At 45.6% G+C, this 23,753-nt stretch carries 20 protein-coding genes; 16 read left to right on the top strand and 4 right to left on the bottom strand.

The features are described 5' to 3' along the window. The first annotated feature begins 192 nt into the window (after nucleotides 1-192). Nucleotides 193-657 carry a phosphohistidine phosphatase SixA gene (sixA, locus tag ACHFJ9_RS18420; protein ID WP_005397904.1) on the top strand — a complete coding sequence of 155 codons (465 nt, stop codon included), beginning with the start codon at nucleotides 193-195 and terminating at the stop codon, nucleotides 655-657. Nucleotides 658-754: 97 nt separating this feature from the next. On the opposite strand, the gene smrB is transcribed toward sixA, so the two are convergent. Next, nucleotides 755-1,285, bottom strand: coding sequence for an endonuclease SmrB (gene smrB, locus ACHFJ9_RS18415; RefSeq protein WP_395355844.1), 531 nt, complete (start codon nucleotides 1,283-1,285; stop codon nucleotides 755-757). 63 nt (nucleotides 1,286-1,348) lie between these two features. Between smrB and prmB the strand changes: the two genes are divergently transcribed. Next, nucleotides 1,349-2,281, top strand: coding sequence for a 50S ribosomal protein L3 N(5)-glutamine methyltransferase (prmB, locus tag ACHFJ9_RS18410; RefSeq protein WP_005397909.1), 933 nt, complete (start codon nucleotides 1,349-1,351; stop codon nucleotides 2,279-2,281). 179 nt (nucleotides 2,282-2,460) lie between these two features. Further along, a complete protein-coding gene (gene aroC, locus ACHFJ9_RS18405; RefSeq protein ID WP_005397911.1) occupies nucleotides 2,461-3,546 on the top strand; it encodes a chorismate synthase in 1,086 nt (361 codons plus the stop codon). A 223-nt stretch (nucleotides 3,547-3,769) separates the two neighbouring features. Here aroC and ACHFJ9_RS18400 read toward each other — a convergent pair whose 3' ends face one another. Beyond that, a complete protein-coding gene (locus ACHFJ9_RS18400) occupies nucleotides 3,770-4,393 on the bottom strand; it encodes a trimeric intracellular cation channel family protein (RefSeq protein ID WP_074191661.1) in 624 nt (207 codons plus the stop codon). A gap of 333 nt (nucleotides 4,394-4,726) precedes the next feature. Between ACHFJ9_RS18400 and ACHFJ9_RS18395 the strand changes: the two genes are divergently transcribed. The 3 genes from ACHFJ9_RS18395 (at nucleotide 4,727) to ACHFJ9_RS18385 (ending at nucleotide 6,216) form a co-directional block, all read left to right on the top strand. Beyond that, nucleotides 4,727-5,257, top strand: coding sequence for an elongation factor P hydroxylase (locus ACHFJ9_RS18395; protein ID WP_395355842.1), 531 nt, complete (start codon nucleotides 4,727-4,729; stop codon nucleotides 5,255-5,257). 25 nt (nucleotides 5,258-5,282) lie between these two features. Next, on the top strand, nucleotides 5,283-5,546 hold the full coding sequence (locus tag ACHFJ9_RS18390; protein WP_005397926.1) for a YfcL family protein: 264 nt from the start codon (nucleotides 5,283-5,285) through the stop codon (nucleotides 5,544-5,546). Nucleotides 5,547-5,691: 145 nt separating this feature from the next. Continuing rightward, a complete protein-coding gene (locus ACHFJ9_RS18385; RefSeq protein ID WP_046875554.1) occupies nucleotides 5,692-6,216 on the top strand; it encodes an NADPH-dependent FMN reductase in 525 nt (174 codons plus the stop codon). Between the two features lie 76 nt (nucleotides 6,217-6,292). Here ACHFJ9_RS18385 and mnmC read toward each other — a convergent pair whose 3' ends face one another. Then, complete coding sequence (gene mnmC / locus ACHFJ9_RS18380; RefSeq protein ID WP_395355839.1) at nucleotides 6,293-8,311, bottom strand: bifunctional tRNA (5-methylaminomethyl-2-thiouridine)(34)-methyltransferase MnmD/FAD-dependent 5-carboxymethylaminomethyl-2-thiouridine(34) oxidoreductase MnmC; 2,019 nt, start codon at nucleotides 8,309-8,311, stop codon at nucleotides 6,293-6,295. Nucleotides 8,312-8,439: 128 nt separating this feature from the next. Here mnmC and fabB point away from each other — a divergent pair, with 128 nt between their 5' ends. From fabB to purF, 10 genes are all read left to right on the top strand, one after another. Beyond that, nucleotides 8,440-9,651, top strand: a complete 1,212-nt coding sequence (gene fabB, locus ACHFJ9_RS18375; RefSeq protein WP_006741726.1) for a beta-ketoacyl-ACP synthase I — start codon at nucleotides 8,440-8,442, stop codon at nucleotides 9,649-9,651. 341 nt (nucleotides 9,652-9,992) lie between these two features. Beyond that, nucleotides 9,993-11,126: a 4-phosphoerythronate dehydrogenase gene (locus tag ACHFJ9_RS18370; protein ID WP_395355837.1), complete on the top strand. Its 1,134-nt coding sequence runs from the start codon at nucleotides 9,993-9,995 to the stop codon at nucleotides 11,124-11,126. Then, entirely contained in the window at nucleotides 11,123-12,136 is a 1,014-nt protein-coding gene (locus tag ACHFJ9_RS18365; protein ID WP_006741728.1) for an aspartate-semialdehyde dehydrogenase, read from the top strand. Before ACHFJ9_RS18370 ends, ACHFJ9_RS18365 begins: the two co-directional genes overlap by 4 nt. Before the next feature lie 198 nt (nucleotides 12,137-12,334). Further along, a complete protein-coding gene (locus ACHFJ9_RS18360) occupies nucleotides 12,335-16,600 on the top strand; it encodes a FimV/HubP family polar landmark protein (protein ID WP_395355834.1) in 4,266 nt (1,421 codons plus the stop codon). Between the two features lie 138 nt (nucleotides 16,601-16,738). Continuing rightward, entirely contained in the window at nucleotides 16,739-17,533 is a 795-nt protein-coding gene (gene truA / locus ACHFJ9_RS18355) for a tRNA pseudouridine(38-40) synthase TruA (protein WP_047010110.1), read from the top strand. A 197-nt stretch (nucleotides 17,534-17,730) separates the two neighbouring features. Continuing rightward, entirely contained in the window at nucleotides 17,731-18,657 is a 927-nt protein-coding gene (accD, locus tag ACHFJ9_RS18350; RefSeq protein ID WP_005397203.1) for an acetyl-CoA carboxylase, carboxyltransferase subunit beta, read from the top strand. Nucleotides 18,658-18,703: 46 nt separating this feature from the next. After that, the gene (gene folC / locus ACHFJ9_RS18345; protein WP_301579584.1) at nucleotides 18,704-19,966 is read left to right on the top strand and encodes a bifunctional tetrahydrofolate synthase/dihydrofolate synthase; all 1,263 of its coding nucleotides are present in this window, start codon (nucleotides 18,704-18,706) and stop codon (nucleotides 19,964-19,966) included. A 14-nt stretch (nucleotides 19,967-19,980) separates the two neighbouring features. Then, nucleotides 19,981-20,574, top strand: a complete 594-nt coding sequence (locus tag ACHFJ9_RS18340) for an SPOR domain-containing protein (RefSeq protein WP_005397207.1) — start codon at nucleotides 19,981-19,983, stop codon at nucleotides 20,572-20,574. Between the two features lie 61 nt (nucleotides 20,575-20,635). After that, nucleotides 20,636-21,127, top strand: a complete 492-nt coding sequence (locus ACHFJ9_RS18335) for a CvpA family protein (protein WP_005380590.1) — start codon at nucleotides 20,636-20,638, stop codon at nucleotides 21,125-21,127. A 36-nt stretch (nucleotides 21,128-21,163) separates the two neighbouring features. Beyond that, nucleotides 21,164-22,678 carry an amidophosphoribosyltransferase gene (purF, locus tag ACHFJ9_RS18330; protein ID WP_005397209.1) on the top strand — a complete coding sequence of 505 codons (1,515 nt, stop codon included), beginning with the start codon at nucleotides 21,164-21,166 and terminating at the stop codon, nucleotides 22,676-22,678. Nucleotides 22,679-22,744: 66 nt separating this feature from the next. Here purF and ACHFJ9_RS18325 read toward each other — a convergent pair whose 3' ends face one another. Further along, nucleotides 22,745-23,620: a LysR family transcriptional regulator gene (locus ACHFJ9_RS18325; protein WP_005397211.1), complete on the bottom strand. Its 876-nt coding sequence runs from the start codon at nucleotides 23,618-23,620 to the stop codon at nucleotides 22,745-22,747. Nucleotides 23,621-23,753: the final 133 nt, after the last annotated feature.

The following is a 23,753-nucleotide window of genomic DNA, read 5'->3' as shown; positions in this document are numbered from 1 at the left end:
ATACTGTGATGAACTGAGTACATTCTTTTTAATAGATTGTTAAGAAAGTCGCTATCTTTAGCAAGCGAATTGGTATAATGAACAGATAATTATATCAGTATTTTTGTTTCGTCATTATTAAAGTTAGCCCCGTCTATCTAATAAAGATAGCAGTCAACCTTTTGGTAGCGTTAGCTATCCCTAGGAAATAACATGAAAATATTCATCATGCGTCACGGCGAAGCCGAGCATTTTGCAGATTCAGACGCAGCACGACAATTGACCCCAAGAGGCAGAGTCGAATCAGAAGCGGTTGCGAGAGCCTGTAAAGAACAAGGTTTTGCGCAATTCGATAAAGTGTTGGTGAGTCCGTACATTAGAGCTCAACAAACTTGGCAAGAGATCAGCGAGTATTTTGCTGCAAAAAGCATCGAAACTTGTGAAGATATTACACCTTACGGCCAATCTGAGCATGTATTTGATTTTGCAAGTGCATTGATTGAAGTGGAAAAACTAGACTCGCTTCTGCTTGTCTCTCACTTGCCTTTGGTTGGTTATCTCACTTCAGAGTTTGTAAAAGACATGGCACCACCGATGTTTCCTACATCAGGTCTAGTGTGTATTGAATACGATCTACAAACGCAAAACGGTGAAGTGCTGTGGCATATTACGCCATAAGCGTCGAAACCAAATAAGCATTTAAACATTAGATATAGAATGAAGAAAGGCAGGAAATTTCCTGCCTTTTTGTTTAATTGCTTCTACAGTGAGCTAGTTACTTTTCTGGAATCGAGAGCAAAACTAACAGCGCACCATCACCGCCGAATTCTAGTGGTGCTTGGTGGAAAGCCATTACGTCTGGGTGTTGTGCTAACCAAAGTGGCGCTTTCTGTTTCAGGATGTGTTTACCAATGCCATGTTGCACACACGCACAGTGAATCTCGTTTTTGATGCAGTAGGCGATCATCGCACCAAGTTCGCGTTTAGCTTCTTGTTTTGTCATGCCGTGCATATCGAGGAATACGTCCGGTACATACACGCCGCGACGTAGACGTTTAACTTCATAAGTGGAGACGTCGTCACGTGCATAACGAGTTGGGCCATCTTCATTTAAGAGAGGGACAAACTCGTCGGAGAAGTAAAACTCAGAATCACTCGCTTCACGGTTGGAGCGCTTGATTTCTTTTTGCTTAGTATTTTTTTTTGGTTGCTGGATTATGGTATCCTGTCGCAACTTTTTTACGCCCTGTACTGCTTCCTGAAACAAGGCGAAATCGTCATCGTGTTCGGTGTCTTTTTTGCTCATTAGGTAAACAATTTCATTAATAAACTTTTATTGGCAGTATTGTAGCGCTTTTCGGAGGCAATTTTGGATAAGATTTTTGTAGAAGAAGCGGTATCGGAGCTGCATACCCTTCAAGATATGATTCGTTGGACGGTAAGCCGCTTTAACGCAGCGAACCTGTTTTACGGTCATGGTACTGATAATGCGTGGGATGAAGCGGTTCAGCTTATCCTGCCAACCTTATACTTGCCGATTGATGTGCCTCCGCACGTATTAAACTCTCGCCTAACGACCAGCGAGCGTCTGCGTATTGTTGAGCGTGTAGTAAAACGTATCAATGAACGTACACCAACTGCATACCTAACCAACAAAGCTTGGTTCTGCGGTCTTGAATTCTTCGTTGATGAGCGCGTACTTGTGCCACGTTCTCCAATCGGTGAGTTGATTCAAGCAGAATTCCAACCTTGGTTGGTGGAAGAGCCAGCGCGCATCATGGACTTATGCACAGGCAGCGGCTGTATCGCAATTGCATGTGCTCACGCGTTCCCTGAAGCTGAAGTGGATGCGATTGATATCTCTACAGACGCTCTACAAGTGGCTGAGCAAAACGTACAAGATCATGGCATGGAGCAACAAGTGTTCCCAATTCGCTCTGACTTGTTCCGCGACCTACCAAAAGAGAAGTACAACCTGATCGTGTCTAACCCACCATATGTGGATGAAGAAGACATGAACAGCCTGCCAGACGAGTTCACACACGAACCTGAGCTTGGTTTAGCAGCAGGTACGGATGGCCTAAAACTTGTGCGTCGTATTCTTGCAAATGCACCAGACTACCTAACAGATAACGGCATTCTTATCTGTGAAGTCGGCAACTCAATGATTCATATGATGGAACAGTATCCACAGATTCCGTTCACTTGGATTGAGTTCGAGAACGGCGGTCACGGCGTATTCATGCTAACGCGTGACCAGCTGGTTGAGTGTGCAGAAGAGTTTAAACTGTACAAAGACTAATAGGGTCTTGCACTAAATGTCAAAACACCGAGCTTTATGCTCGGTGTTTTTTTATGCATACCTCGCCGATATTAACTCTTTACATCAAAACGTAATAAAGCCACTATGAATCCACGAAGAATTGGAAAGCAGTTGCGCTCTGGTTTGAGAGGGCGTAGCGATAAAAACTTGAGGAAGTAATGGCAGGAAACAGTATCGGACAACATTTCCGAGTGACGACATTCGGGGAAAGTCACGGTATCGCACTGGGATGTATCGTAGACGGATGTCCTCCGGGGTTAGAAATTACAGAAGCAGATCTGCAAATCGATCTCGACCGCCGTCGTCCAGGCACATCACGTTACACCACACAACGTCGTGAACCGGATGAAGTTAAAATTCTTTCTGGTGTTTTTGAAGGCAAAACCACAGGCACATCGATCGGTTTGCTAATTGAAAACACCGATCAGCGCTCAAAAGATTACTCGGACATCAAAGATAAATTCCGTCCGGGTCATGCTGATTATACTTACCACCAAAAGTATGGCATCCGTGACTATCGAGGTGGCGGCCGTTCGTCTGCTCGTGAAACCGCAATGCGTGTGGCGGCGGGTGCAATCGCGAAGAAATACTTGAAAGATGAATTTGGTGTTGAGATTCGCGCGTATTTATCACAAATGGGTGATGTCTCTATCGACAAGGTAGATTGGAACGAAATCGAAAACAATGCGTTCTTTTGCCCAGATGTGGACAAAGTAGAAGCGTTTGACCAACTTATCCGTGATCTGAAAAAAGAAGGCGACTCAATTGGCGCGAAAATTCAGGTTGTGGCAACTAACGTGCCTGTTGGTCTTGGTGAACCTGTATTTGACCGTCTGGATGCTGACATCGCGCACGCGCTAATGAGCATTAATGCGGTGAAAGGCGTTGAGATCGGTGATGGCTTTGATGTGGTAAACCAAAAAGGCAGTCAACACCGTGATACGCTTGCTCCTGAAGGTTTTGGCAGTAATCACGCGGGCGGTATTCTTGGCGGTATCTCAACTGGTCAAGACATTGTGGCTAACATTGCGCTTAAGCCAACATCAAGCATCACCGTTCCGGGTGAGACCATCACAAAAGAAGGTGAGCCAACTCAGTTGATCACCAAAGGCCGTCATGATCCTTGTGTGGGTATTCGTGCCGTACCAATTGCTGAAGCGATGCTAGCGATTGTGGTGATGGATCATTTGCTGCGTCATCGTGGTCAAAACCATGGCGTAACAACTGAAACACCGAAGATTTAAGAGCTTTGTGTCATTCCAGCGAGCTATAGCGAGACTAGGAATCTAATTTCAGCGCGATGAAAAGAGAAAGAAACATCTCTGACAACAGAGTGCTCGGATAATAGATCCTGAATCATGCTCCTTCGTCGCTGTTCAGGATGACTGAATATAAAATTATGCCACTCATTTAATCGCGGGTGGCACAATTTTATCAGGCAACCTTTTTTGTTTAAGTAGTTTTTGCTTAATGGAGTGAGCCTTCCGTTTCCAAATTGAAAGAAGGGAGACGCCACTTAAAACGTACCGCGGCCATACGCAGCATATAACCGGTGATCAGTGTAATGATAGTGGCTGTTACATCGGGAACATTAAATTCTAATAGCGCTAAGTACATTCCTGATGCGATAAGAGCGACAGAAGCGTAAAGTTCTTCATGCAGTACCAACGGTGTTTGGCGACAGATTAAGTCGCGGAGTAGCCCACCGAATACACCCGTTACTAGCGCTGAAACCATACAGATCCCAGGGTGTAAGCCCATGCCCATCGCAATCTTAGTTCCGATGATGCTGAACACGATCAAACCTAACGCATCAAGGCGGATGAATAGACCTTTTAGCTTAATCACCCATTTCGCTAAGCCTGTGGTAAGTACACCCGCAACACACGTGATTGCTAGGAACTCTGGGTTTTTTACCCAACCAAGAGGGTAGTGTCCCAGTAAAATGTCACGTACGGTGCCACCACCAATGGCCGTTGCACTGGCCACCAACATAACACCAAACCAGTCCATTTTTCTTCTACCAGCACTCAACGCACCTGTCATGGCTTCAGCCGTGATACCAATGATATACAACACACTTAGCAACATAGGGAGACACTCAACGTAAAAAGTCACTACGTTCTACATGAATCATCGTAGGCGCAGCAACAACACTTACAAAAGGTTTTATCATTCTTAAAAAGAGATTAAAACCAGCAACATGCCTGTAATCAAACCGCTTAAAAAACAGCAGTTTGAGCAGCATCAAAATAAGGCGAGAGTGTAGTAGCAAATGAGTACGCTGACGAATGAGAAATTATATGGAGAAAGCGATGTTCAGATAAATTCAACTAATAACCAAAACTGTGGGAGCACCTTTACCTTATAGATAAAAACAGCGACAATACGCAGCGCATGTCAAACTGAAGTACAAACTCGACGATGACCCACGAATACCAAGACCTTATCACCATTTTCAATGACACCTTTTTAGACCAATTTAATACGAAATTGGAGTTAGGTGGTGATGAGCCTATTTATCTTCCTGCTGATGATGAGCATCCTCATCATCGGATTATTTTTGCTCGGGGTTTTTATGCCTCCGCATTACACGAAATCTCGCATTGGTGTGTGGCAGGGCCAGAGCGTCGTTTGCTGGAAGATTTTGGCTATTGGTATGAACCCGATGGGCGCACGGCAGAAGTTCAAGCGGAGTTTGAGAAAGTTGAAGTGCGACCGCAAGCTTATGAATGGATTCTGGCACAAAGTGCTAGCTTCCCTTTTACGGTGAGTTGTGACAATCTACACGGCGATTTTGAACCAGATAGGCTCGGCTTTATGCAGAAAGTGCATAAAGAAGTGTTGGGTATTTTGGAAGCTGGCTTTCCTTTGCGAGTGAAAATGCTTTCGGATGCTCTGCGTGCGTTTTACCAAACCAAGCCGCTGGAAGCGTCAGACTTTTGCGTTAAATAACCTCAAATAACCTCAGAGATACACCATGATTATTGAATTTGAAGAAAAACTACTGGAACTGATTGATGCTCGAATTGAAACAGCATCTGACGATGAATTGTTTGCTGGTGGTTATCTACGTGGTCACATCTCTTTGTCTGCGGCATCTTGTGAAGAAGAAGGCATTAGCGATATTACTGAGCTGAAGTCACGCATTGAGAGCAGTTTGGAAGACGCTCGTACCGAATTAAGCCCAGCTGATCGCGCGATCGTCAGTGACTTGTGGCAAGAACTGCAGGCTCAGGCTTAATCTCCGAACGTCGTTCTCCGTTTATTAGTCCAAGTCATTTACTACTTCGAAAAATTCGAACCTCTCCATAAAATTTTTGTGGTTGTAGCGAAACTGTTCAACTTTTATTCTGGTTAGCATAAAACGTGAACAAAGGATTACAACCATGAAAATTGTCGCATTTGGTGCTTCTACCAGCTCTACCTCAATCAATAAACTACTTGCTACTTACGCAGCAAACCAAGTCGAAGACGCTCAAGTGAACGTTTTAGACTTAAACAATTATCAAGTACCGATGTTTAGCGAAGACAAAGAGAAAGAAATTGGTCAAGCTGAAGGTGCTGTCGCATTTTTACGTGATTTGGCTGAGGCTGACGCTATTGTTGTTTCCTTCGCAGAGCATAACGGCTCATACCCAGCAGCGTATAAAAACCTGTTTGATTGGGCGACGCGCATTGAGCGCAACGTATTTCAAAACAAGCCGGTCGTTTACTTAGCAACTTCTCCTGGCCCGGGTGGCGCACAGAGCGTTCTTGCGGCGGCAACAGGTTCCGCGCAATTTTTCGGAGCAGATGTGAAAGCATCGCTATCTGTGCCGAGCTTCTACGAGAACTTTGACGTGGAGTCTGGTGAGGCGGTAAATCCGGAAGTGGCAGAACAAGTGAAACAGGCAATTGCACGGCTAAAGTAATTTCAACACGAGTGACTTAATGAGTTAGTGATTCCCGACACATATTTGCGTCGGGAATGTAAACGAGAGGATACTCTTACAGCTCAGTAATGGCTTTGCCTTTTCTTAGTTTACGAACCCACATTCGACTTGGATGAAGTTCGGTCAATACATCAACAGGTAATGGCAGCGGGTCCCCACAGATTTGCGAGGCCAACACTTCAGCTAACAATGGTGCAGAGCTCAGCCCACGAGATCCTAAACCTAAGAAGCAGAATAAGTTAGTGAACTGATGAACGGTTTCTACCTCTTCTGCTTTTTGATTTTGTAAGTTGGCGTATTGCGTTTTTATCGTCTCAAAGTCACCCACATTTCCGACAAATGGTAAGTGATCTCGGCTCACGCAGCGAATACCTTGGCGAGATCGATTGCCCCTGATATCTACCTCTTTTGGCCATTCTTGGTTCGGTACGCACTTAACTAATTTTTCTGCGTTATCCTTCTGAGCGTTTTCATCAAATTCGTAGTCTAGGTGACTGCGATCGTAGCTCGCGCCTATGCACAGGTGCTGATTGTTTGGGTTAACAGGCGTCATGTAGCCGTCGTAACACAATACCGTTTTCAATTGACTCAGCATTTCGGTCGCCGGAGCATGACTGACTTGCCCTTTCACCTGTCCCATCGGCAGGGAAGCGGTTTGGCTCAATATCTGGAACTCATGGCCATTCGCAATCACAACGGTTGAGTGCTCAAATGTTTGACCATTGACGGTTAGTGTCCAAAGCTGATGCTCTTCATCCCAATTTAATGCTTCAACGTGATGTTCAAACTTCGTTGAGAGTAACGATGTCTGTTCTAATTGTCTGATTAACCCACGCGTTAGCTCGGCAGGGCACAACCATCCTCCCATAGGGTAGTGCACAGACGACATATCGATAGGTAATCCGATAGTATTCGCAGTTTCCTCGGCGGACAGTTTTTGAATCAATTCAGAAGGAAAATTACCCGCAAGCATCTTTTCCAGCTTATCAGCAGATTTTTCATCCCACATTAGCTGAGTTACACCACACCAATCGTGATCGAATGTAACTGACTCCGCAGCTTGTTCAATAAATTGTCTTGCAAACAAAAATGCAGGCGCAAACACACGCGAAACACCAGTATGAGGACCGTTCAACAATGGATACACGGCCCCTTGACGATTCCCCGACGCTCCTTCGGCTGGTTGAGTGTCTTTGCAGTAAAGCGTGACGTTTTGGCCACGACGAACCAACGTTTTTGCCAACGCTGCACTGGCAATACCACCTCCGATTATGGCAATCGAATCAAGATTGCTGGACGCCGTGCGATTGAACCACGGAAGATGGTTCGACTGCTTTTCGCGTTGTTCCATCGAACCTGCGATCATTTCACGCTTGGTGCCAAAGCCTTTGACTTTTTTCATTGCAAAGCCTGCTTCGTTCAATCCTCGACGCACAAAGCCCGCTGCGGTAAAAGTGGCAACTGTACAGTCTTGCTTGGCTAACTTAGCCATGTTGTTGAACAGATTTTGGTTCCACATCTCTGGGTTTTTGCTTGGCGCGAATCCATCTAAGAACCAAGCGTCAATCAGTCCTTGTTCGCCATAAGGCACTTGCGGCATGCAGTCTTTGATGTCACCAAACCAAAGGTCGAGTGTGATTGCGCCGTCTTCTAAAATAATGCGATGACATTCCGGCACGGCGGCAGGGTAGTGCTTTTGTAACTTTTCCGCGTACTCAGCTAACTCAGGCCAAGCTTCATGCGCCTTCTTTAAATCCGCTTGGCTTAGCGGGTATTTTTCAAAGCTAATAAAATGCAGCTCTTTCAATGCTGCGTCTGGATGCTGACGACGAAACTCACTAAACCACTGGCATACTGCTAAGAAGTTTAATCCCGTGCCAAATCCTGTTTCACCAATGACAAAACGTCTTTGGTCAAATTCCTGCCATCTTTCTGGGAGATGATTTTGTTTTAAGAAAACGTAGCGTGTCTCTTCAAGACCGTTTACGTTAGAGAAGTAAACATCATCAAATTGGTCTGAAACCGGAGTACCAGCTTCGTTCCAACCAAGTTCTGCGTTTTTTATTGAAGTCATAATGGTGCAAATTTGTGATTTGGCGCGGTAAGAATGGGGCGATTGTACGAATTTATGGGAAAGCTGACCACTTTTGTTGACTATCTTAGTTATCATCTAGCGGATTTTTGAATTATAGGAATGTCATAATGAAACGAGTCGTAATCACCGGTATGGGTATTGTTTCAAGTATCGGTAACAACGTCGAAGAAGTTCTAGCGTCTCTTAAAGCGGGCAAATCTGGCATCACTGCATCTGAGCAGTTCAAAGAACACGGTCTTCGTTCGCAAGTATGGGGTGACCTAAAAATCAACCCGGCGGAACACATCGACCGTAAGCAGATGCGCTTTATGGGTGATGCGGCTGCTTATGCATACCTATCAATGGAGCAGGCAATCGCAGACGCTGGTCTTACAGAGGATCAGGTTTCAAACGATCGTACCGGTATCGTTGCGGGTTCTGGCGGTGCTTCTGCATATAACCAAACGGTAGCGACAGACACGATGCGCGCAAAAGGCGTAAAACGAGTTGGCCCTTACATGGTTCCTCGTACTATGTCTTCTACGGTTTCCGCTTGTCTTGCTACGCCATTTAAGATTCGTGGTGTGAACTACTCAATGAGCTCTGCATGTGCTACTTCTGCACACTGTATCGGTCACGCGATGGAGCTTATTCAACTTGGTAAACAAGACATTGTTTTTGCTGGTGGCGGTGAAGAGCTTGATTGGTCTCAAACCATGATGTTTGACGCTATGGGTGCGCTGTCAACGAAATACAACGACACTCCAGACAAAGCATCTCGTACGTATGATGCGGACCGTGATGGTTTCGTTATCTCTGGCGGTGGCGGCATGCTGGTTATCGAAGAGCTTGAGCATGCTCTAGCACGTGGCGCGAAAATCTACGGTGAGATCGTAGGTTACGGTGCGACTTCAGATGGCTACGACATGGTAGCACCATCAGGTGAAGGCGCGATCCGTTGTATGAAGATGGCGATGCAAGACGTTGACGGTGTGGATTACATCAACACGCACGGCACGTCGACACCAGTTGGTGACGTGAAAGAGCTTGGTGCGATCCAACAATTGTTTGGTGAGAACAGCCCAGCAATCTCTGCAACAAAAGCAATGACTGGTCACGCACTAGGCGCCGCTGGTGTGCACGAAGCGATTTACTCAACACTTATGCTAGACAAAAACTTCATTGCTCCAAGCATCAATATTGAAAACTTGGACGAAGCAGCTCAAGGTCTGGACATTGTGACAGAAGCACGTGATGCAGAGTTAACAACCGTAATGTCAAACAGCTTTGGCTTTGGCGGCACAAACGCAACTTTGGTTATTAAAAAGTACCAAGGTTAACTGAATTTGTTGGCGTGCCACGTGAGTGAGTACAGCGTCAACAATCCAGTTTCCAGAGCTTGATCAGTCACACTGATCGAACAGACGCAGACTCTATCCCATGGAGAGCGGGATAGGATCCTTTTGTTCTGGAACTTTGCCCGGCTATTTAGCCGGGCTTTTTCTTTTCTCAATTTCTGCTTTTTACATTGCTTCCCGTTAAACGATTTCTTTGGAACTAATCTCCTTGAGGTTTATTAGGGTTATTTCTTGAGATTTTTCGGGAAAAGGGCACAATCGCTTTAGTTTCGCATCTTGCGAATAAACGAACTCATACAAATGGATGTTAAAACGCTGGCGCTATGAAAATTATTGTTGATGAAAATATGCCGTACGCTGAAGAGCTATTCAGCCAACTCGGTAACGTAATTCTAAAACCAGGTCGTACACTGACGGCTGATGATTTAGTGGATGTTGATGCCCTAATGATTCGCTCAGTCACCAAAGTGAATGCTGACCTGATCAGCAAAGCAAACAAGCTGAAGTTTGTTGGTACGGCAACAGCAGGTATGGATCATGTTGACCAAGCACTTTTAAAAGAGAAAGGCATTTTCTTCACTGCGGCGCCAGGGTGTAACAAAGTGGGGGTGGCGGAATACGCGTTCAGCGTGATGATGGTGCTCGCTCAGCAACAAGGCTTCTCGGTATTTGACAAGACGGTAGGTATTATTGGTGCAGGCCAAGTAGGTAGCTACCTAGAGAAATGTTTGAAAGGCATGGGGATTAAAGTTCTCATCAATGACCCATTCAAACAAGAGGCTGGTGATCCTCGTAGCTTTACTCCGTTGACAGAACTGATTGAAAGCTCAGACATCATTACACTACATACGCCAATCACCAAAGATGGCCCATATCCAACTCATCACTTAATTGATGAAACGGTTTTAAACTCGCTTCGTGGTGATCAGATTTTGATTAACGCTGCGCGAGGTCCAATCGTTGATAACGAGGCATTGAAGCAACGCCTTTTGAAAAACGATGGTTTTACAGCGGCACTCGACGTATTTGAATTTGAACCAGAGGTTGATATGGAGCTTCTGCCTCTGCTAGCATTCGCAACCCCTCACGTTGCAGGCTATGGCTTGGAAGGGAAAGCTCGCGGTACGACGATGATTTTCAACAGCTACTGTGAGTTCTTAAATAACGAATTACGTGCGCATGCCAGCGATTTACTGCCAACCGCGCCTGTTCCTACTATGGTATTGGACAGAGCTTGGGATGAAGCAACACTGCATAACATCACGCAGTTAATCTATGATGTGCGTAGAGATGACGCTCTTTTCCGTCGTGAGAGCAGTAAGCCAGGTGCTTTTGACCTGATGCGTAAAAACTACTGGGATCGCCGTGAATACAGCGCTGTCACGCTAGTGGGTAACAAAACATGTAACCTTGCTCCATTAGCAGAACTAGGTTTTCAGATTGAGGTAAGTCAATGAGCCAGCAATATAATGTTGCCATTTTAGGTGCGACCGGTGCGGTCGGTGAAACAATTTTAGAAGTGCTTCAAGAACGTAAATTCCCAGTGGGTGACATTCACTTATTGGCAAGTGAGCGTAGCGAAGGCAAGACTTATCGCTTTAATGGCAAAACGGTTCGTGTACAGAACGTTGAAGAGTTTGATTGGTCTCAAGCTCATATTGCGTTGTTCTCTGCTGGTGGTGAGCTATCTGAAAAATGGGCGCCAATCGCGGCAGATGAAGGTGTTATCGTTATCGACAACACTTCACACTTCCGTTACGAGTACGACATTCCTCTTGTTGTGCCAGAAGTAAACCCAGAAGCGATTGCAGAGTTTCGTAACCGTAACATTATTGCGAACCCAAACTGTTCGACCATTCAAATGCTGGTGGCACTAAAACCAATTCACGATGCAGTGGGTATTGAGCGTATTAACGTATCTACATACCAATCCGTATCTGGTGCGGGTAAAGCGGGCATTGACGAACTAGCAGGTCAAACGGCTAAGCTTCTAAACGGTCTGCCTGCGGATAAGAAGCAATTCTCTCAACAGATTGCGTTTAACTGTATTCCGCAAATCGATCAGATGATGGAAAATGGCTACACCAAAGAAGAAATGAAAATGGTGTGGGAAACACAGAAGATCTTTAACGATCCATCAATCACAGTAAACCCAACGTGTGTGCGTGTGCCGGTATTCTATGGTCATGCTGAAGCGCTTCACATTGAGACTCGCTCTCCAATCGATGCACAAGAAGTTGTTAACTTACTTGAGCAAACAGAAGGCATTGAAGTCTTCCACGGTGATGACTTCCCGACACAAGTGCGTGATGCGGGCGGTAAAGATCATGTTATGGTTGGTCGAATCCGCAACGATATCAGCCACCACAGTGGTGTAAACTTGTGGGTTGTGGCGGATAACGTGCGTAAAGGCGCAGCAACTAACGCGGTACAAATCGCTGAAGTTCTGATCCGCGATTACTACTAAGTCACTTACCATTTCATTTCAAAGCCTCGCACTGTGCGAGGCTTTTTTGTACGAACGGAACAAAATAGTGTGAGATTAGTACGAATATGGCGAGAGCCACACATTTTTTATTCTCAACGCTATAGTTTTGCATGTGATATCCGATATATTTAACCGATCACCATTTCAAATTGTATTTAGCACAAAACTGAGCCTTCTATGCGTCAAAATTATAAGCGTTTGTTAGCAGCCCTTGTGTTGATGAGCGCGACTCAGACATTATCAGTGGTTCAAGCCGAAGGAATTCGTCTTGTTGGACCGTCTGGTGAAGTGCAATCATCTCCGAGCTATGCTGAAGATATTGAGCGAGCATTACCTGCTCCTCCTGCAAATACTCAGCCGTCACGTTTCTTTGGTCCGACTGGTGAAAATCAAACACTATGGTCGATCGCTTCAGAGTTACGACCTTCACGCGGTGTTACCGTTCAACAAACGCTTCTTGCCATTTATCGAATTAACCCTCAAGCGTTTGAGAACCAAAACATTCATGAGTTGATCCCAGGGAGTCGACTACGAGTACCGTCTCTAGAGCAAGTGCAAAGCGCGACTACAGAGCAAGCTGTTGCGATTATGAAGGCGCACGAGGCTAAGTTAAAACAGCCGAAGCCGACAAATAGAGCCACGCCAGCGCAACGAGTCACCGAGCAACCAAAGCCACAAATAAAAGTAGAACCCAAGCCTGTTGCTCCTAAACCAGAAACCACTGTAGCTGCGGAACCAAAACCGGTTCAAAAAACAATACCAGTTATTCCTGCGCCACCTGTGAACACCTCTCCGCAGGGTGAAAAGCAGGTCAGTGCGTTAAAAGACAAACTTCAAGGCTCACAAAGTGAATTAGAGTCATTGGAAGAGAAGAACCATCGTCTTCGCTTAATGTTGTCAGAAGTGCAAAGCGAAGTTGAAACCTTGAAAAATGAGCTGAATGACGAAGAACGCATTCGCTCGGAAGTCGAGAAACTGCTTGCTGAAGAGCGCCAGCGCCTTGCTGAGCAACAACGCATGCAGCCAAGTACGATTGACAAGATTTTGTCTAATGGTTGGCTTGTCGGCTTAGCGGCGCTTATTCCAGGTGCATTGCTGGCACTGTTGGTTGTGATGTTGCTTGGTCGCCGTTCTAAAAACAAAGAGGAAGAGCCTGCTGCGCAATCGCCGCAGGAAACCGATCCATTAGCTGCGCCAATTGGTTTAGCGGCGACGGACGAGCTGGATGAAGAACTTGATTTCAACCTAGAAGGGGACGATGACCCATTTGCGGGTATCGGTGATGACGGCGACCTGGATGTTGGTCTGGATGAGTTTGAGTCATCGAACAATGGTATCCAAGTTAACGGCGAAGAAAAAGCGCTTGGTTTAGAAGAGATGGAGCGAGCCTTAGATGAGGTTGCTCCAGAACTAGAAGTGCTCGATGACGATGAGGCTGGCTTCGATCTTTCAGATGATACGAACGAGAAAGCAGACTCGCTTTCAGACGACGCGTTTGCGGAACTACTTGCAGCAGATGAGCCGTCAGAAGAGTTACCAAGTGACACTGTCGATCAGGATATGCTTGATGACTTGTTTGCGGAACTTGGCAATGACGACTTCGACCTAGATACCGATGAACCTGAACTAAAACAGCCCGTATCGGATGATGATTTCAGCGCAGGAGAGGCATCTGATGACGATATCGATAAGCTATTAGCTCAATACGAGCAGCCTGTTACTGAGCCGACAGAAGTTGAAGGTGACGCCAGCGAAGACGCCGTTCTAGATGAAAACAGTACGGACTTACTCGATGAACTGATCGATTTTGACGAAGATGAAACAGACGACGAGTTTGACCCACTGAATGAGCTAGAAGCACTCTCTGGTTTTGAAGGTGATGACTCGATTGAAGAGTTAGATGCAGATAGCACAGATTTACTGGATGAACTCATTGATGACGTCACATCCGAACTTGATGAAGAGACAGAAACTGAGACTGAGTTAGATCCGTTTGATGATCTGATTCGAGAGGACGAAAGCCCTGCACAGAATAAATCGGAGGAGGAAGAGTTACTCGCTTCACTTGGTTTTGGCGAACCAGACGGCGACGAAAAACCATCTTCAATAGCCGAGTCAGAGCCCGCTCATGAAGAGCCGGAAATTGAGTCTGGTTTGGACATCGACGCTTTATTAAGTGACAGTCAACCAGACCCACAACAAACAGCGCCAGAGCAACCATTAACCGAGCCAGAAACTGCTTCAGAGCCATTTAGCAGCGATGAGTTTCTTGGTGATTTAGAGGACCTCTCACCAGAGAACGATCCTTTAATGAGCGAGCTAGACGACTTGTTTGAGTCAGACAGTGAAGAGCTTCAGCCTACAGAGCAAGAAAAAGCGGACTTTTCTGCTGAACTGGATGCGCTATTTGATACTGAAGATGATTTAGCGCAACAACAAGTTGAAGAGTCGCAAGCTGAGATAGAGGAACCTTCGCCACAACAAGAAGAGGATGCCAATTCTAAGTCAACGCAAGATGCATCCGTAGAGCCTGATGCTAAAGTGCCGCCTCAAGTTGAGACAGAAGAAGACGCTCCAGCGTTCACTCCGACACCAAATACAGTAGAAAATGAATTTGGTGTTCCACAAGAAGAAGATTGGCTACTGGATGAGCCTGAACTAGAAAGTGACACTCAACCAGAACAAGAACAAAACTCGGGTAACAAAAGTGAGCCAGAAAGTTCAGAACTAGCATCAGAAACTGATTCGGCCACCAATGCAGAAGAAGAGTTCGATTTTGATGAACTCGATCTACCAGAGTTCAGTGAAGAAGACGCACTGGCGTCCATGGCGGACGAACCTGCGTTTGATGAACCAGAGCCTGTCGAGCCTGAGCGCTCTGAAGCTGATTCGGCCACTGAAGCAGAAGATGAATTCAATTTTGATGAACTCGATCTACCAGAGTTTAGCGAAGAGGACGCATTGGCGTCTATGGCGGGCGAACCTGCGTTAGATGACCCAGAATCTATCGAGCCTGAGCGCTCTGAAGCTGAGTCGGCGACTGAAGCAGAAGAAGAGTTCGATTTCGATGAACTCGAACTGCCAGAGTTTAGCGAAGAGGATGCATTGGCGTCCATGGCAGGCGAACCTACGTTAGATGAACCAGAATCTATCGAGCCTGAGCGCTCTGAAGCTGAGTCGGCGACTGAAGCAGAAGAAGAGTTCGATTTCGACGAACTCGAACTGCCAGAGTTCAGCGAAGAGGACGCATTGGCGTCCATGGCAGGCGAACCTACGTTAGATGAACCAGAATCTATCGAGCCTGAGCGCTCTGAAGTTGAGTCGGCGACTGAAGCAGAAGAAGAGTTCGATTTCGATGAACTCGATCTACCAGAGTTCAGCGAAGAGGACGCATTGGCGTCTATGGCGGGCGAACCTACGTTAGATGAACCAGAATTTATCGAGCCTGAGCGCTCTGAAGCTGAGTCTGCTACTGAAGCAGAAGAGTTCGATTTTGATGAACTCGAACTGCCAGAATTCAGTGAAGAAGATGCATTGGCGTCTATGGAAGAAGAGCCAGAATTACCGAGTTCTGAAACCGCAGATATAGAACCAATCTCCGGTGAGGATGAAGAGCTAAGTTTTGACGACCAAGATCTTCCTGAGTTCAATGAGGAAGATGTTCTCGCATCAATGAATGAGAGTGCGCCAGAGACTCCTAATGTTGAAGCTGAGACATCGAGACCAACTCTTCAAGCCGATAACGATCATGATGCTTTGTTTGAAGTTTTTGCGCAGCAAAACGGTTTTGATACTGAACCAGAAGTGCAGCCAACGGCGGCAGAGGGTGAGCCGCTAAGTGACTTAGATGATGAATCTTCAATGGCTAACCTTCTTGCTGAAGACGCAAGTTCAGAGGTATTTGAAGGTCAGTTAGACAGTGACACCATCGCAAGCGCAGGTATGGATTTTGAAACCATGCTTGATGTTGGAGATGATTGGGATGGCTTTAAACCCACTGCCGATAGCGTAAGTTCTGCGGATGAAGTGCCCGAGGACCAGCGTGATGTCTGGAATTCAAGTGATGCACTAAGTCAGCCAGAGATCGCGCAAGAAAACTGGGCAGAGCAAAGCGACTTGGATGACTTCGACCCGAAGAAAAATCAATTTATGACGATTGATGAATTGATGGCTCAGGTCGATAAAGAAGGTGGTGAGTTCGAAGAGGAAGATCTGAAGCTTGATGTCGGATTGAACGAGTTTCCAGATGTTATCGGTGAGATCGGCGATGTTGACGTAGATAGCAACGCTGAAGCTGCTGGAAAACTGGACCTTGCTAAAATCTATCTCGAGATGAACGATTCTCAAGGGGCGATAAAACTACTAGAAGAGGCGATTGTTTACGGTGAAGATGATATTCGCCGCGAAGCAAAGAGCCTGATTGATGCCATTAATGGCCGATAAATTGAAAAGGGTAGCGTTAGCTACCCTTTTTGTGTCCCGCTAGTATGATGCTACCTTTACGTCATCCTTGTTGAAACTGGCAACTTGAGGTGACTTGAGTATATACTTCCCGCCCCATTTTAGAGTTCGAAGGTTAAGATGAGAATCGCATTAGGTATCGAGTACAACGGTACAAACTACTTTGGTTGGCAGCGTCAAAGAGAAGTGAAAAGTGTCCAAGAAGAGCTAGAGAAAGCATTGTCCGTTGTCGCTAATCACCCAGTTGAAGTGCAGTGTGCTGGTCGGACAGACGCTGGCGTACATGGCACAGGACAAGTTGTGCACTTTGATACCAACGTTACTCGAAAAATGGTAGCTTGGACCATGGGCGCAAACGCGAACATGCCGAGTGATATAGCGGTTCGTTGGGCTAAGGAAGTCCCAGATGATTTCCATGCACGATTCTCAGCGACAGCGCGCCGTTATCGTTACATTATTTTCAATCATGCTTTACGACCTGGCATCTTAAACTCTGGTGTGAGCCACTATCATGGTGAGCTCGACGAGAAAAAAATGCATGAGGCAGGGCAGTATCTGCTTGGAGAAAATGATTTTACGTCGTTTCGTGCGGCGCATTGTCAGTCTCGTAGCCCATTTCGAAACTTGATGCATCTGAACGTTACGCGCCATGGGAACTATGTGGTTATTGATATTAAAGCCAATGCGTTCGTGCATCATATGGTTCGTAACATCACGGGTAGCTTGATAAAGGTTGGACGTGGTGAAGAGAGTCCTGAATGGATCAAATGGTTGCTAGAGGCTAAAGATCGCAAACTAGCGGGTGCGACAGCGAAAGCGGAAGGTCTGTACCTGGTAGATGTAGACTATCCAGAAGAATTTGGGTTACCTGAAGTGCCGATCGGTCCACTGTTTTTGCCAGATAATTTGAACTAATTTTACAAACTTATTTCAAAATATCGGTAGTGTTTACATTGAATGTGAGCGGAAAACATACGCTATTTATGATATCAAAAATAGGTACAACCAGTTTTTTATCTACAGTAGCTGCAAGATATGGTTTAATCCGTCGGTATTATGTCGAATTTATATCTTTCGCAATGAAGCGGAAGAGTTGAGAGAAAAGGTCTTCCATGAGTTGGCTTGAAAAGATTTTAGAGAAAAGCAACCTAGTAAGTTCACGCAAAGCTTCTATCCCAGAAGGTGTGTGGACTAAATGTACCTCTTGTGAACAGGTTTTATACCATGCTGAACTAGAGCGTAACCTAGAAGTTTGTCCAAAGTGTAACCATCACATGCGCATGAAAGCGCGTCGTCGTTTGGAAACGTTTTTAGATGAAGGCAATCGAGTTGAATTAGGTACCGAACTTGAGCCACAGGATAAACTGAAATTTAAAGATTCTAAGCGATACAAAGAGCGTATCTCTGCAGCACAAAAAAACAGCGGAGAGAAAGATGCGCTAGTTGTGATGCAAGGTGAACTGCTTGGTCTACCCCTTGTGGCGTGTGCGTTTGAATTCTCCTTTATGGGCGGTTCAATGGGTTCAGTTGTTGGTGCTCGCTTCGTAAAAGCGGTGGATGCAGCAATTGAAAACAACTGTGCACTTGTTTGTTTCTCAGCAAGTGGTGGCGCTCGTATGCAAGAGGCATTGATGTCTCTTATGCAAATGGCAAAAACCAGTGCTGCGCTTGAGCGTCTATCAGAAAAAGGTCTGCCGTTTATTTCGGTTCTAACTGACCCTACAATGGGTGGTGTATCAGCAAGTTTGGCTATGTTGGGTGATATCAACATCGGTGAACCTAAGGCGCTGATTGGCTTTGCTGGTCGTCGTGTTATCGAGCAAACAGTACGTGAAGATCTTCCTGAAGGTTTCCAGCGTAGTGAGTTCCTGCTTGATCATGGTGCGATTGATATGATCGTTGACCGTCGTGAAATGCGTCAGCGTGTGGGTGGTCTAATCGCTAAGATGACTAACCACAAGTCTCCTTTGGTGGTTTCGGTTAACGAATCTCCAAATGAAGAACCATATTCTGTACCAGAAGCGGACGAAAAAGGGTAAAGTATCAACTAACATAAAAACCAAAGAATTTAATGGTTAAAGTTAGATGACCCAAAACCCAATTCCTCAAGCCACATCTTCATTAGAGATGTGGCTTGATTATTTAGCAAATATTCATTCCTCAGCAATTGATCTAGGCTTAGACCGTGTCCAAGCGGTAGCAAACAAAGCCAATCTTACCAAACCAGCTCCAACCGTAATCACCGTTGCCGGCACCAATGGCAAAGGTTCAACGTGTGCGTTAATGGAAGCTATTTTACTCGATGCTGGCTATTCAGTCGGTGTTTACAGCTCTCCGCACCTGATTCGTTACAACGAGCGTGTACGCATTAATGGCGTCGACGTTGTAGATGCAAAGCATTGTGAAGCATTCGACTATGTAGAAAAGCAGCGTGGTGATATCAGCCTTAGCCTCTTTGAATTCGGTACGCTTGCTGCGCTACGTATTTTCCAAGCAGAGAAAGTCGACGTTGTGTTGCTTGAAGTAGGACTTGGCGGCCGTCTAGATGCCACCAACGTTGTTGACCATGATGTTTCTGTTATTACGAGCTTAGCGATCGATCATGTGGATTGGCTTGGTGATGACATCAATGTCATTGGTTTTGAAAAGGCAGGCATTTACCGTTCAGGGAAGCCAGCAATTTGTGGTCAACCAACGCCACCGGCGACCGTGGCGGCTCATGCTGACGATATTGGTTCTGAGTTCTTCCAAGTTGGTATTCAGTATGATTACCAACTAACTAATAATGGTTGGAAGTGGAGCAGTGGTGCATTTGCGCTAGAGGATTTACCTGTTCCATCGTTACCGCTACAAAATGCGGCAACAGCATTGATGGCGTTAGGAGCATCGGAATTGCAAATCACTGACATAAACATTGTCAATGGCTTGAATAATGCTCGCCTGGCAGGGCGTATGCAGGTACTGCATCACGAACCTGAAATAGTCCTTGATGTCGCTCATAACCCGCACTCTGCTGAGTATTTGGTAGAGAGAGTGAAGCAACAATATCTGGGTAAGAATATCCATATTGTGGTTGCAATGCTGCATGACAAAGACATTAAAGCAACCATTGAAGCGCTAACTCCAGTTGCAACACAATGGTATCCAGCGTCGCTTACTGGACCGAGAGCGGCGACAGCTGATGAATTGTGCCAATACTTACCTGATGGGCAAGTTCATTTTGAAAACCCTGTTGACGCCTTCGAGAGTGCGAGAAGCCACGCAAAGACAGGAGACGTTATTCTGGTGGTTGGCTCATTCCATACCGTCGGAGAGGTATTGGAACATTGGCAATCAAATAATAAATAAGTAAAGGTATTTTGATGGCAAGTAAATTCCAAAGTCGTTTAGTCGGCACCATCATTCTAGTCGCAGTCGGAGTGATTGTTCTTCCCGATGTGCTAGATGGTAAGAAACTGCACTACAAAGAAGAATTTGCCAGTATTCCTATCAAACCTGAACTTGATAGTGATGTGGAAAACTTCGAAATATTAGAGCCAGTGGAAGACGACATAGCGTTACCGGACTCTCCAGTTGAAGCGGTGGTGCAGGAGCAAGAGGGCGCCCAAGTGGCTGCTTCTGAGCCCGACCCAACGCCGACGCCTAAACCAGAGGTCATCAAACAGCCAGAGCAAGTTGAGGTGGCCACTCGTCCTGTGCAAGAAAAAAATCAATATGAAGATTCTGCTTGGATCATTCAGTTGATGGCGCTTAAGAATCACGAAAATGCGGTCGCGCTTGTCGCTGATTTGCAAAAGCGTGGCTATCAAGCTCATACAAAGAAAGAAAACGAGTTTACGAGAGTGATTGTTGGTCCTGATGTGTCAAAAAGTAAACTTGAACGACAAGTCAAGGAATTACAAAAAATTACAGGCTCAAAAGGTCAATTGCTTAAATTTAAGCCATTAAATCCATAAGAAAACGTTTGCGTCAGCATTTTTTCTGTTAAAATGCGCGCCAACTTAAGATGAAGAAAACATGAATTGGATAGATTTTATCATTTTAGGTGTGATCGGATTTTCAGCTCTGATCAGTTTAGTTCGCGGTTTTGCTAAAGAAGCTTTGTCTTTGGTGATTTGGTTTGGAGCGTTTTTTATCTCCAGCAACTACTACGCCAAATTGGCGGTGTACTTCACCAACATCGAAGATGACATGTTTCGTAACGGAGCGGCGATTGCGGCTTTATTTGTCGCGACCTTGGTAGTTGGTGCAGTGGTGAATTACGTCATTGGTCAACTGGTACAAAAAACAGGGCTATCAGGTACGGACCGAATTCTTGGGATTGTATTTGGTGGTCTACGCGGAGTCTTAATTGTTTCTGCGGTGCTGTTTTTTATGGATGCGTTTACTGCATTCCCAAGCTCGGATTGGTGGAAAGATTCACAGTTGATCCCTGAGTTCAGCCGTATCATCGCCCCATTCTTCGAGCATTTACAAGCAACATCAAGTTTTCTGTCTGGCACTATCTAGTAGTGCCAGCTACTGTCGCAAATCGAGGATTAGGACATGTGTGGTATTGTTGGAATCGTGGGCACAACGCCTGTAAACCAGTCTATTTATGACGCGTTAACGGTGTTACAGCATCGTGGCCAAGATGCCGCTGGTATTTGTACCATAGAAAGCAATCGTTTTCGTCTGCGCAAGGCGAACGGTTTAGTCAAGGATGTATTTGAAGCAAGACATATGCAGCGCCTGCAAGGCGAGGTCGGAATTGGTCATGTTCGTTACCCAACAGCAGGCAGCTCAAGCGCTTCAGAAGCTCAACCTTTCTACGTAAACTCTCCTTTCGGTATTACACTTGCCCACAATGGCAACTTGACCAACGCTAACGAAGTTCGTCAAAAGCTGTTTGAAAAAGATCGCCGTCATATCAATACCACTTCAGACTCCGAAGTATTACTAAATGTACTGGCACACGAAATTGACTCAGTAAAAGGAAATGTAACGACAGAAGACGTATTCCGCGCAGTCACCAATGTGCATCGCACAATTCGTGGTGCTTACGCTGTGACTGCCATGATCATTGGTCATGGTATGATTGCGTTTCGTGACCCACACGGTATTCGCCCGCTGTGTTTAGGTAAGCGTGAAGTTAATGGCAGAGCGGAGTACATGGTTGCGTCTGAATCGGTAGCATTGGATGCCGTCGGTTTTGATTTTGTCCGTGATGTTGCACCTGGTGAGGCAATCTACGCAACGTTTGATGGTGAACTGTACACGAAGCAGTGTGCAGATAATCCTAAGCTGAACCCTTGTATTTTCGAGTTCGTGTACTTTGCTCGTCCAGACTCGTTCATCGATAAAATTTCGGTATACAGCGCTCGCGTTGAAATGGGTAAAAAGTTAGGCGAACGTATTCGTGAAGACTACGCAAATCTTGATATTGATGTCGTTATTCCTATCCCTGAAACATCGTGCGACATCGCACTTCAAATCGCTCAAGCGATCGATATCCCTTACCGCCAAGGCTTCGTGAAAAACCGTTACGTGGGGCGTACGTTTATCATGCCTGGTCAGCAACAACGTAAGAAATCAGTACGTCGAAAGTTGAATGCAATTCGTTCGGAGTTCAAAGATAAGAATGTGTTGCTGGTGGATGACTCTATCGTTCGTGGTACTACGTCAGAACAAATCATCGAAATGGCACGTGATTCTGGTGCGAAGAAAGTGTACATGGTATCAGCAGCACCAGAAGTTCGATTCCCGAACGTGTACGGCATTGATATGCCAAGTGCTACCGAGCTTATTGCTCATGGCCGTGACAACGATACAATTTGTAAGCAGATTGGTGCTGATGCATTGATTTATCAACGTCTAGAAGATTTGGTTGAGGCTGTCGGCCTTGGAAACCAAGATATTACTCAGTTCGATACATCCGTGTTTAACGGCGAATACGTAACGGGTGATATTGACCAACAATACCTAGACTTCTTAGATGGTCTTCGTAACGATGATGCGAAAACACAACTTGAAATCCAACAGGATTTAGCAAACCTAGAGCTGCATAACGAAGGCGCATAATAGGCGTTTTCTTGAGGCGTAAAAAAACCAGAGCTCCGGCTCTGGTTTTTTGTATTCGCTATCGAATTAGTGGATGTTATAAGCGATCACAAAGTCGATAAAGAGACGAACTTTCTCTGGCAGGTGATCTTTGTGGTTGTAAAGCATATAAATGTCGCGCGGGTTTGCACTCCAATCTGGCAGTATGCGTACCAAATCGCCGCTTTCGATGTATTCTTTGATCATGACATCTGGCATTAGCGTGATGCCTAAACCTTCGGAACAAGCACTGCGTACTACATTTAGTGCATTCGCCTGAAAGCGACCACGATCAACGTTTACGACAGACTCGCCTTTGCTATTAATTAAGGTCCACTTGATAAGAGGGTAGCCTTTTAGCAATGAATGGTTAGAGAGCTCTTCTGCGTGGTTTGGTGCCGGATTCGAGGCAAGGTAGTCAGGACTTGCGACAAGAATATCCTTCACTTCGCCAATCTTGCGTGCGATCAGGCTAGAATCACGTTGGGGCCCCACTCGAAAAATGACATCCCATTCAGTCGGGTCAAGCTTGTCTGCATTATTTTCTGTTGTTAGTTCGATATTGATGTCCGGATACTGCTTCATAAAGCTGTTGAACATCGGCATCATCATGCGCTTAGTTAAGTTATAAGGCGCCGATATCTTAATCTTGCCTGATGCTCCTCGGCAGTCGTCAGTGATTTCCTCTGCTGCCGTGGTTAGCCTTTGTAGCAAAGGGGAGCACTCATGGTAAAAACGTTCCCCGGCTTCTGTAAGCGAGAGTTTGCGAGCGTGACGGTTCAATAGTCGAAGATTGACAGAGTCTTCTAGCGCTTGAATGCGTCGGGTGATGGTCGCAACCGGGATCATGGTTTTTCGCGAAGTTGCGGTGTAGCTCCCATTTTCGACAACCAGTCGAAACAGGTTTAAGTCATCTAATTTCATATTTCCAGACACATTAAATTACCGATTACGGCTAATTTATAATTAACTTTGTGATCAAAGCTTGCTTTAAGTCAACATGTTGCATCATTTGAACACAGCAACCCTGTTTGAGTAAATACTGTTATACCCCGTA

Origin of the sequence: Vibrio sp. D3, assembly GCF_043995865.1 — a bacterium.
Classification (GTDB): Bacteria; Pseudomonadota; Gammaproteobacteria; order Enterobacterales; family Vibrionaceae; genus Vibrio; species Vibrio diabolicus.
The sequence above is the reverse complement of the archived record's forward strand: the minus strand, read 5'-3'. Positions and strand labels throughout refer to the sequence as shown.

Excerpts from the sequence above, each read along its gene's own strand:
- sixA (WP_005397904.1), top strand. The coding sequence starts at position 193 with ATGAAAATATTCATCATGCGTCACGGCGAAGCCGAGCATTTTGCAGAT.
- smrB (WP_395355844.1), bottom strand. The coding sequence starts at position 1,285 with ATGAGCAAAAAAGACACCGAACACGATGACGATTTCGCCTTGTTTCAG.
- aroC (WP_005397911.1), top strand. The coding sequence starts at position 2,461 with ATGGCAGGAAACAGTATCGGACAACATTTCCGAGTGACGACATTCGGG.
- ACHFJ9_RS18400 (WP_074191661.1), bottom strand. The coding sequence starts at position 4,393 with ATGTTGCTAAGTGTGTTGTATATCATTGGTATCACGGCTGAAGCCATG.
- ACHFJ9_RS18395 (WP_395355842.1), top strand. The coding sequence starts at position 4,727 with ATGACCCACGAATACCAAGACCTTATCACCATTTTCAATGACACCTTT.
- ACHFJ9_RS18390 (WP_005397926.1), top strand. The coding sequence starts at position 5,283 with ATGATTATTGAATTTGAAGAAAAACTACTGGAACTGATTGATGCTCGA.
- ACHFJ9_RS18385 (WP_046875554.1), top strand. The coding sequence starts at position 5,692 with ATGAAAATTGTCGCATTTGGTGCTTCTACCAGCTCTACCTCAATCAAT.
- mnmC (WP_395355839.1), bottom strand. The coding sequence starts at position 8,311 with ATGACTTCAATAAAAAACGCAGAACTTGGTTGGAACGAAGCTGGTACT.
- fabB (WP_006741726.1), top strand. The coding sequence starts at position 8,440 with ATGAAACGAGTCGTAATCACCGGTATGGGTATTGTTTCAAGTATCGGT.
- ACHFJ9_RS18370 (WP_395355837.1), top strand. The coding sequence starts at position 9,993 with ATGAAAATTATTGTTGATGAAAATATGCCGTACGCTGAAGAGCTATTC.
- ACHFJ9_RS18365 (WP_006741728.1), top strand. The coding sequence starts at position 11,123 with ATGAGCCAGCAATATAATGTTGCCATTTTAGGTGCGACCGGTGCGGTC.
- ACHFJ9_RS18360 (WP_395355834.1), top strand. The coding sequence starts at position 12,335 with ATGCGTCAAAATTATAAGCGTTTGTTAGCAGCCCTTGTGTTGATGAGC.
- truA (WP_047010110.1), top strand. The coding sequence starts at position 16,739 with ATGAGAATCGCATTAGGTATCGAGTACAACGGTACAAACTACTTTGGT.
- accD (WP_005397203.1), top strand. The coding sequence starts at position 17,731 with ATGAGTTGGCTTGAAAAGATTTTAGAGAAAAGCAACCTAGTAAGTTCA.
- folC (WP_301579584.1), top strand. The coding sequence starts at position 18,704 with ATGACCCAAAACCCAATTCCTCAAGCCACATCTTCATTAGAGATGTGG.
- ACHFJ9_RS18340 (WP_005397207.1), top strand. The coding sequence starts at position 19,981 with ATGGCAAGTAAATTCCAAAGTCGTTTAGTCGGCACCATCATTCTAGTC.
- ACHFJ9_RS18335 (WP_005380590.1), top strand. The coding sequence starts at position 20,636 with ATGAATTGGATAGATTTTATCATTTTAGGTGTGATCGGATTTTCAGCT.
- purF (WP_005397209.1), top strand. The coding sequence starts at position 21,164 with ATGTGTGGTATTGTTGGAATCGTGGGCACAACGCCTGTAAACCAGTCT.
- ACHFJ9_RS18325 (WP_005397211.1), bottom strand. The coding sequence starts at position 23,620 with ATGAAATTAGATGACTTAAACCTGTTTCGACTGGTTGTCGAAAATGGG.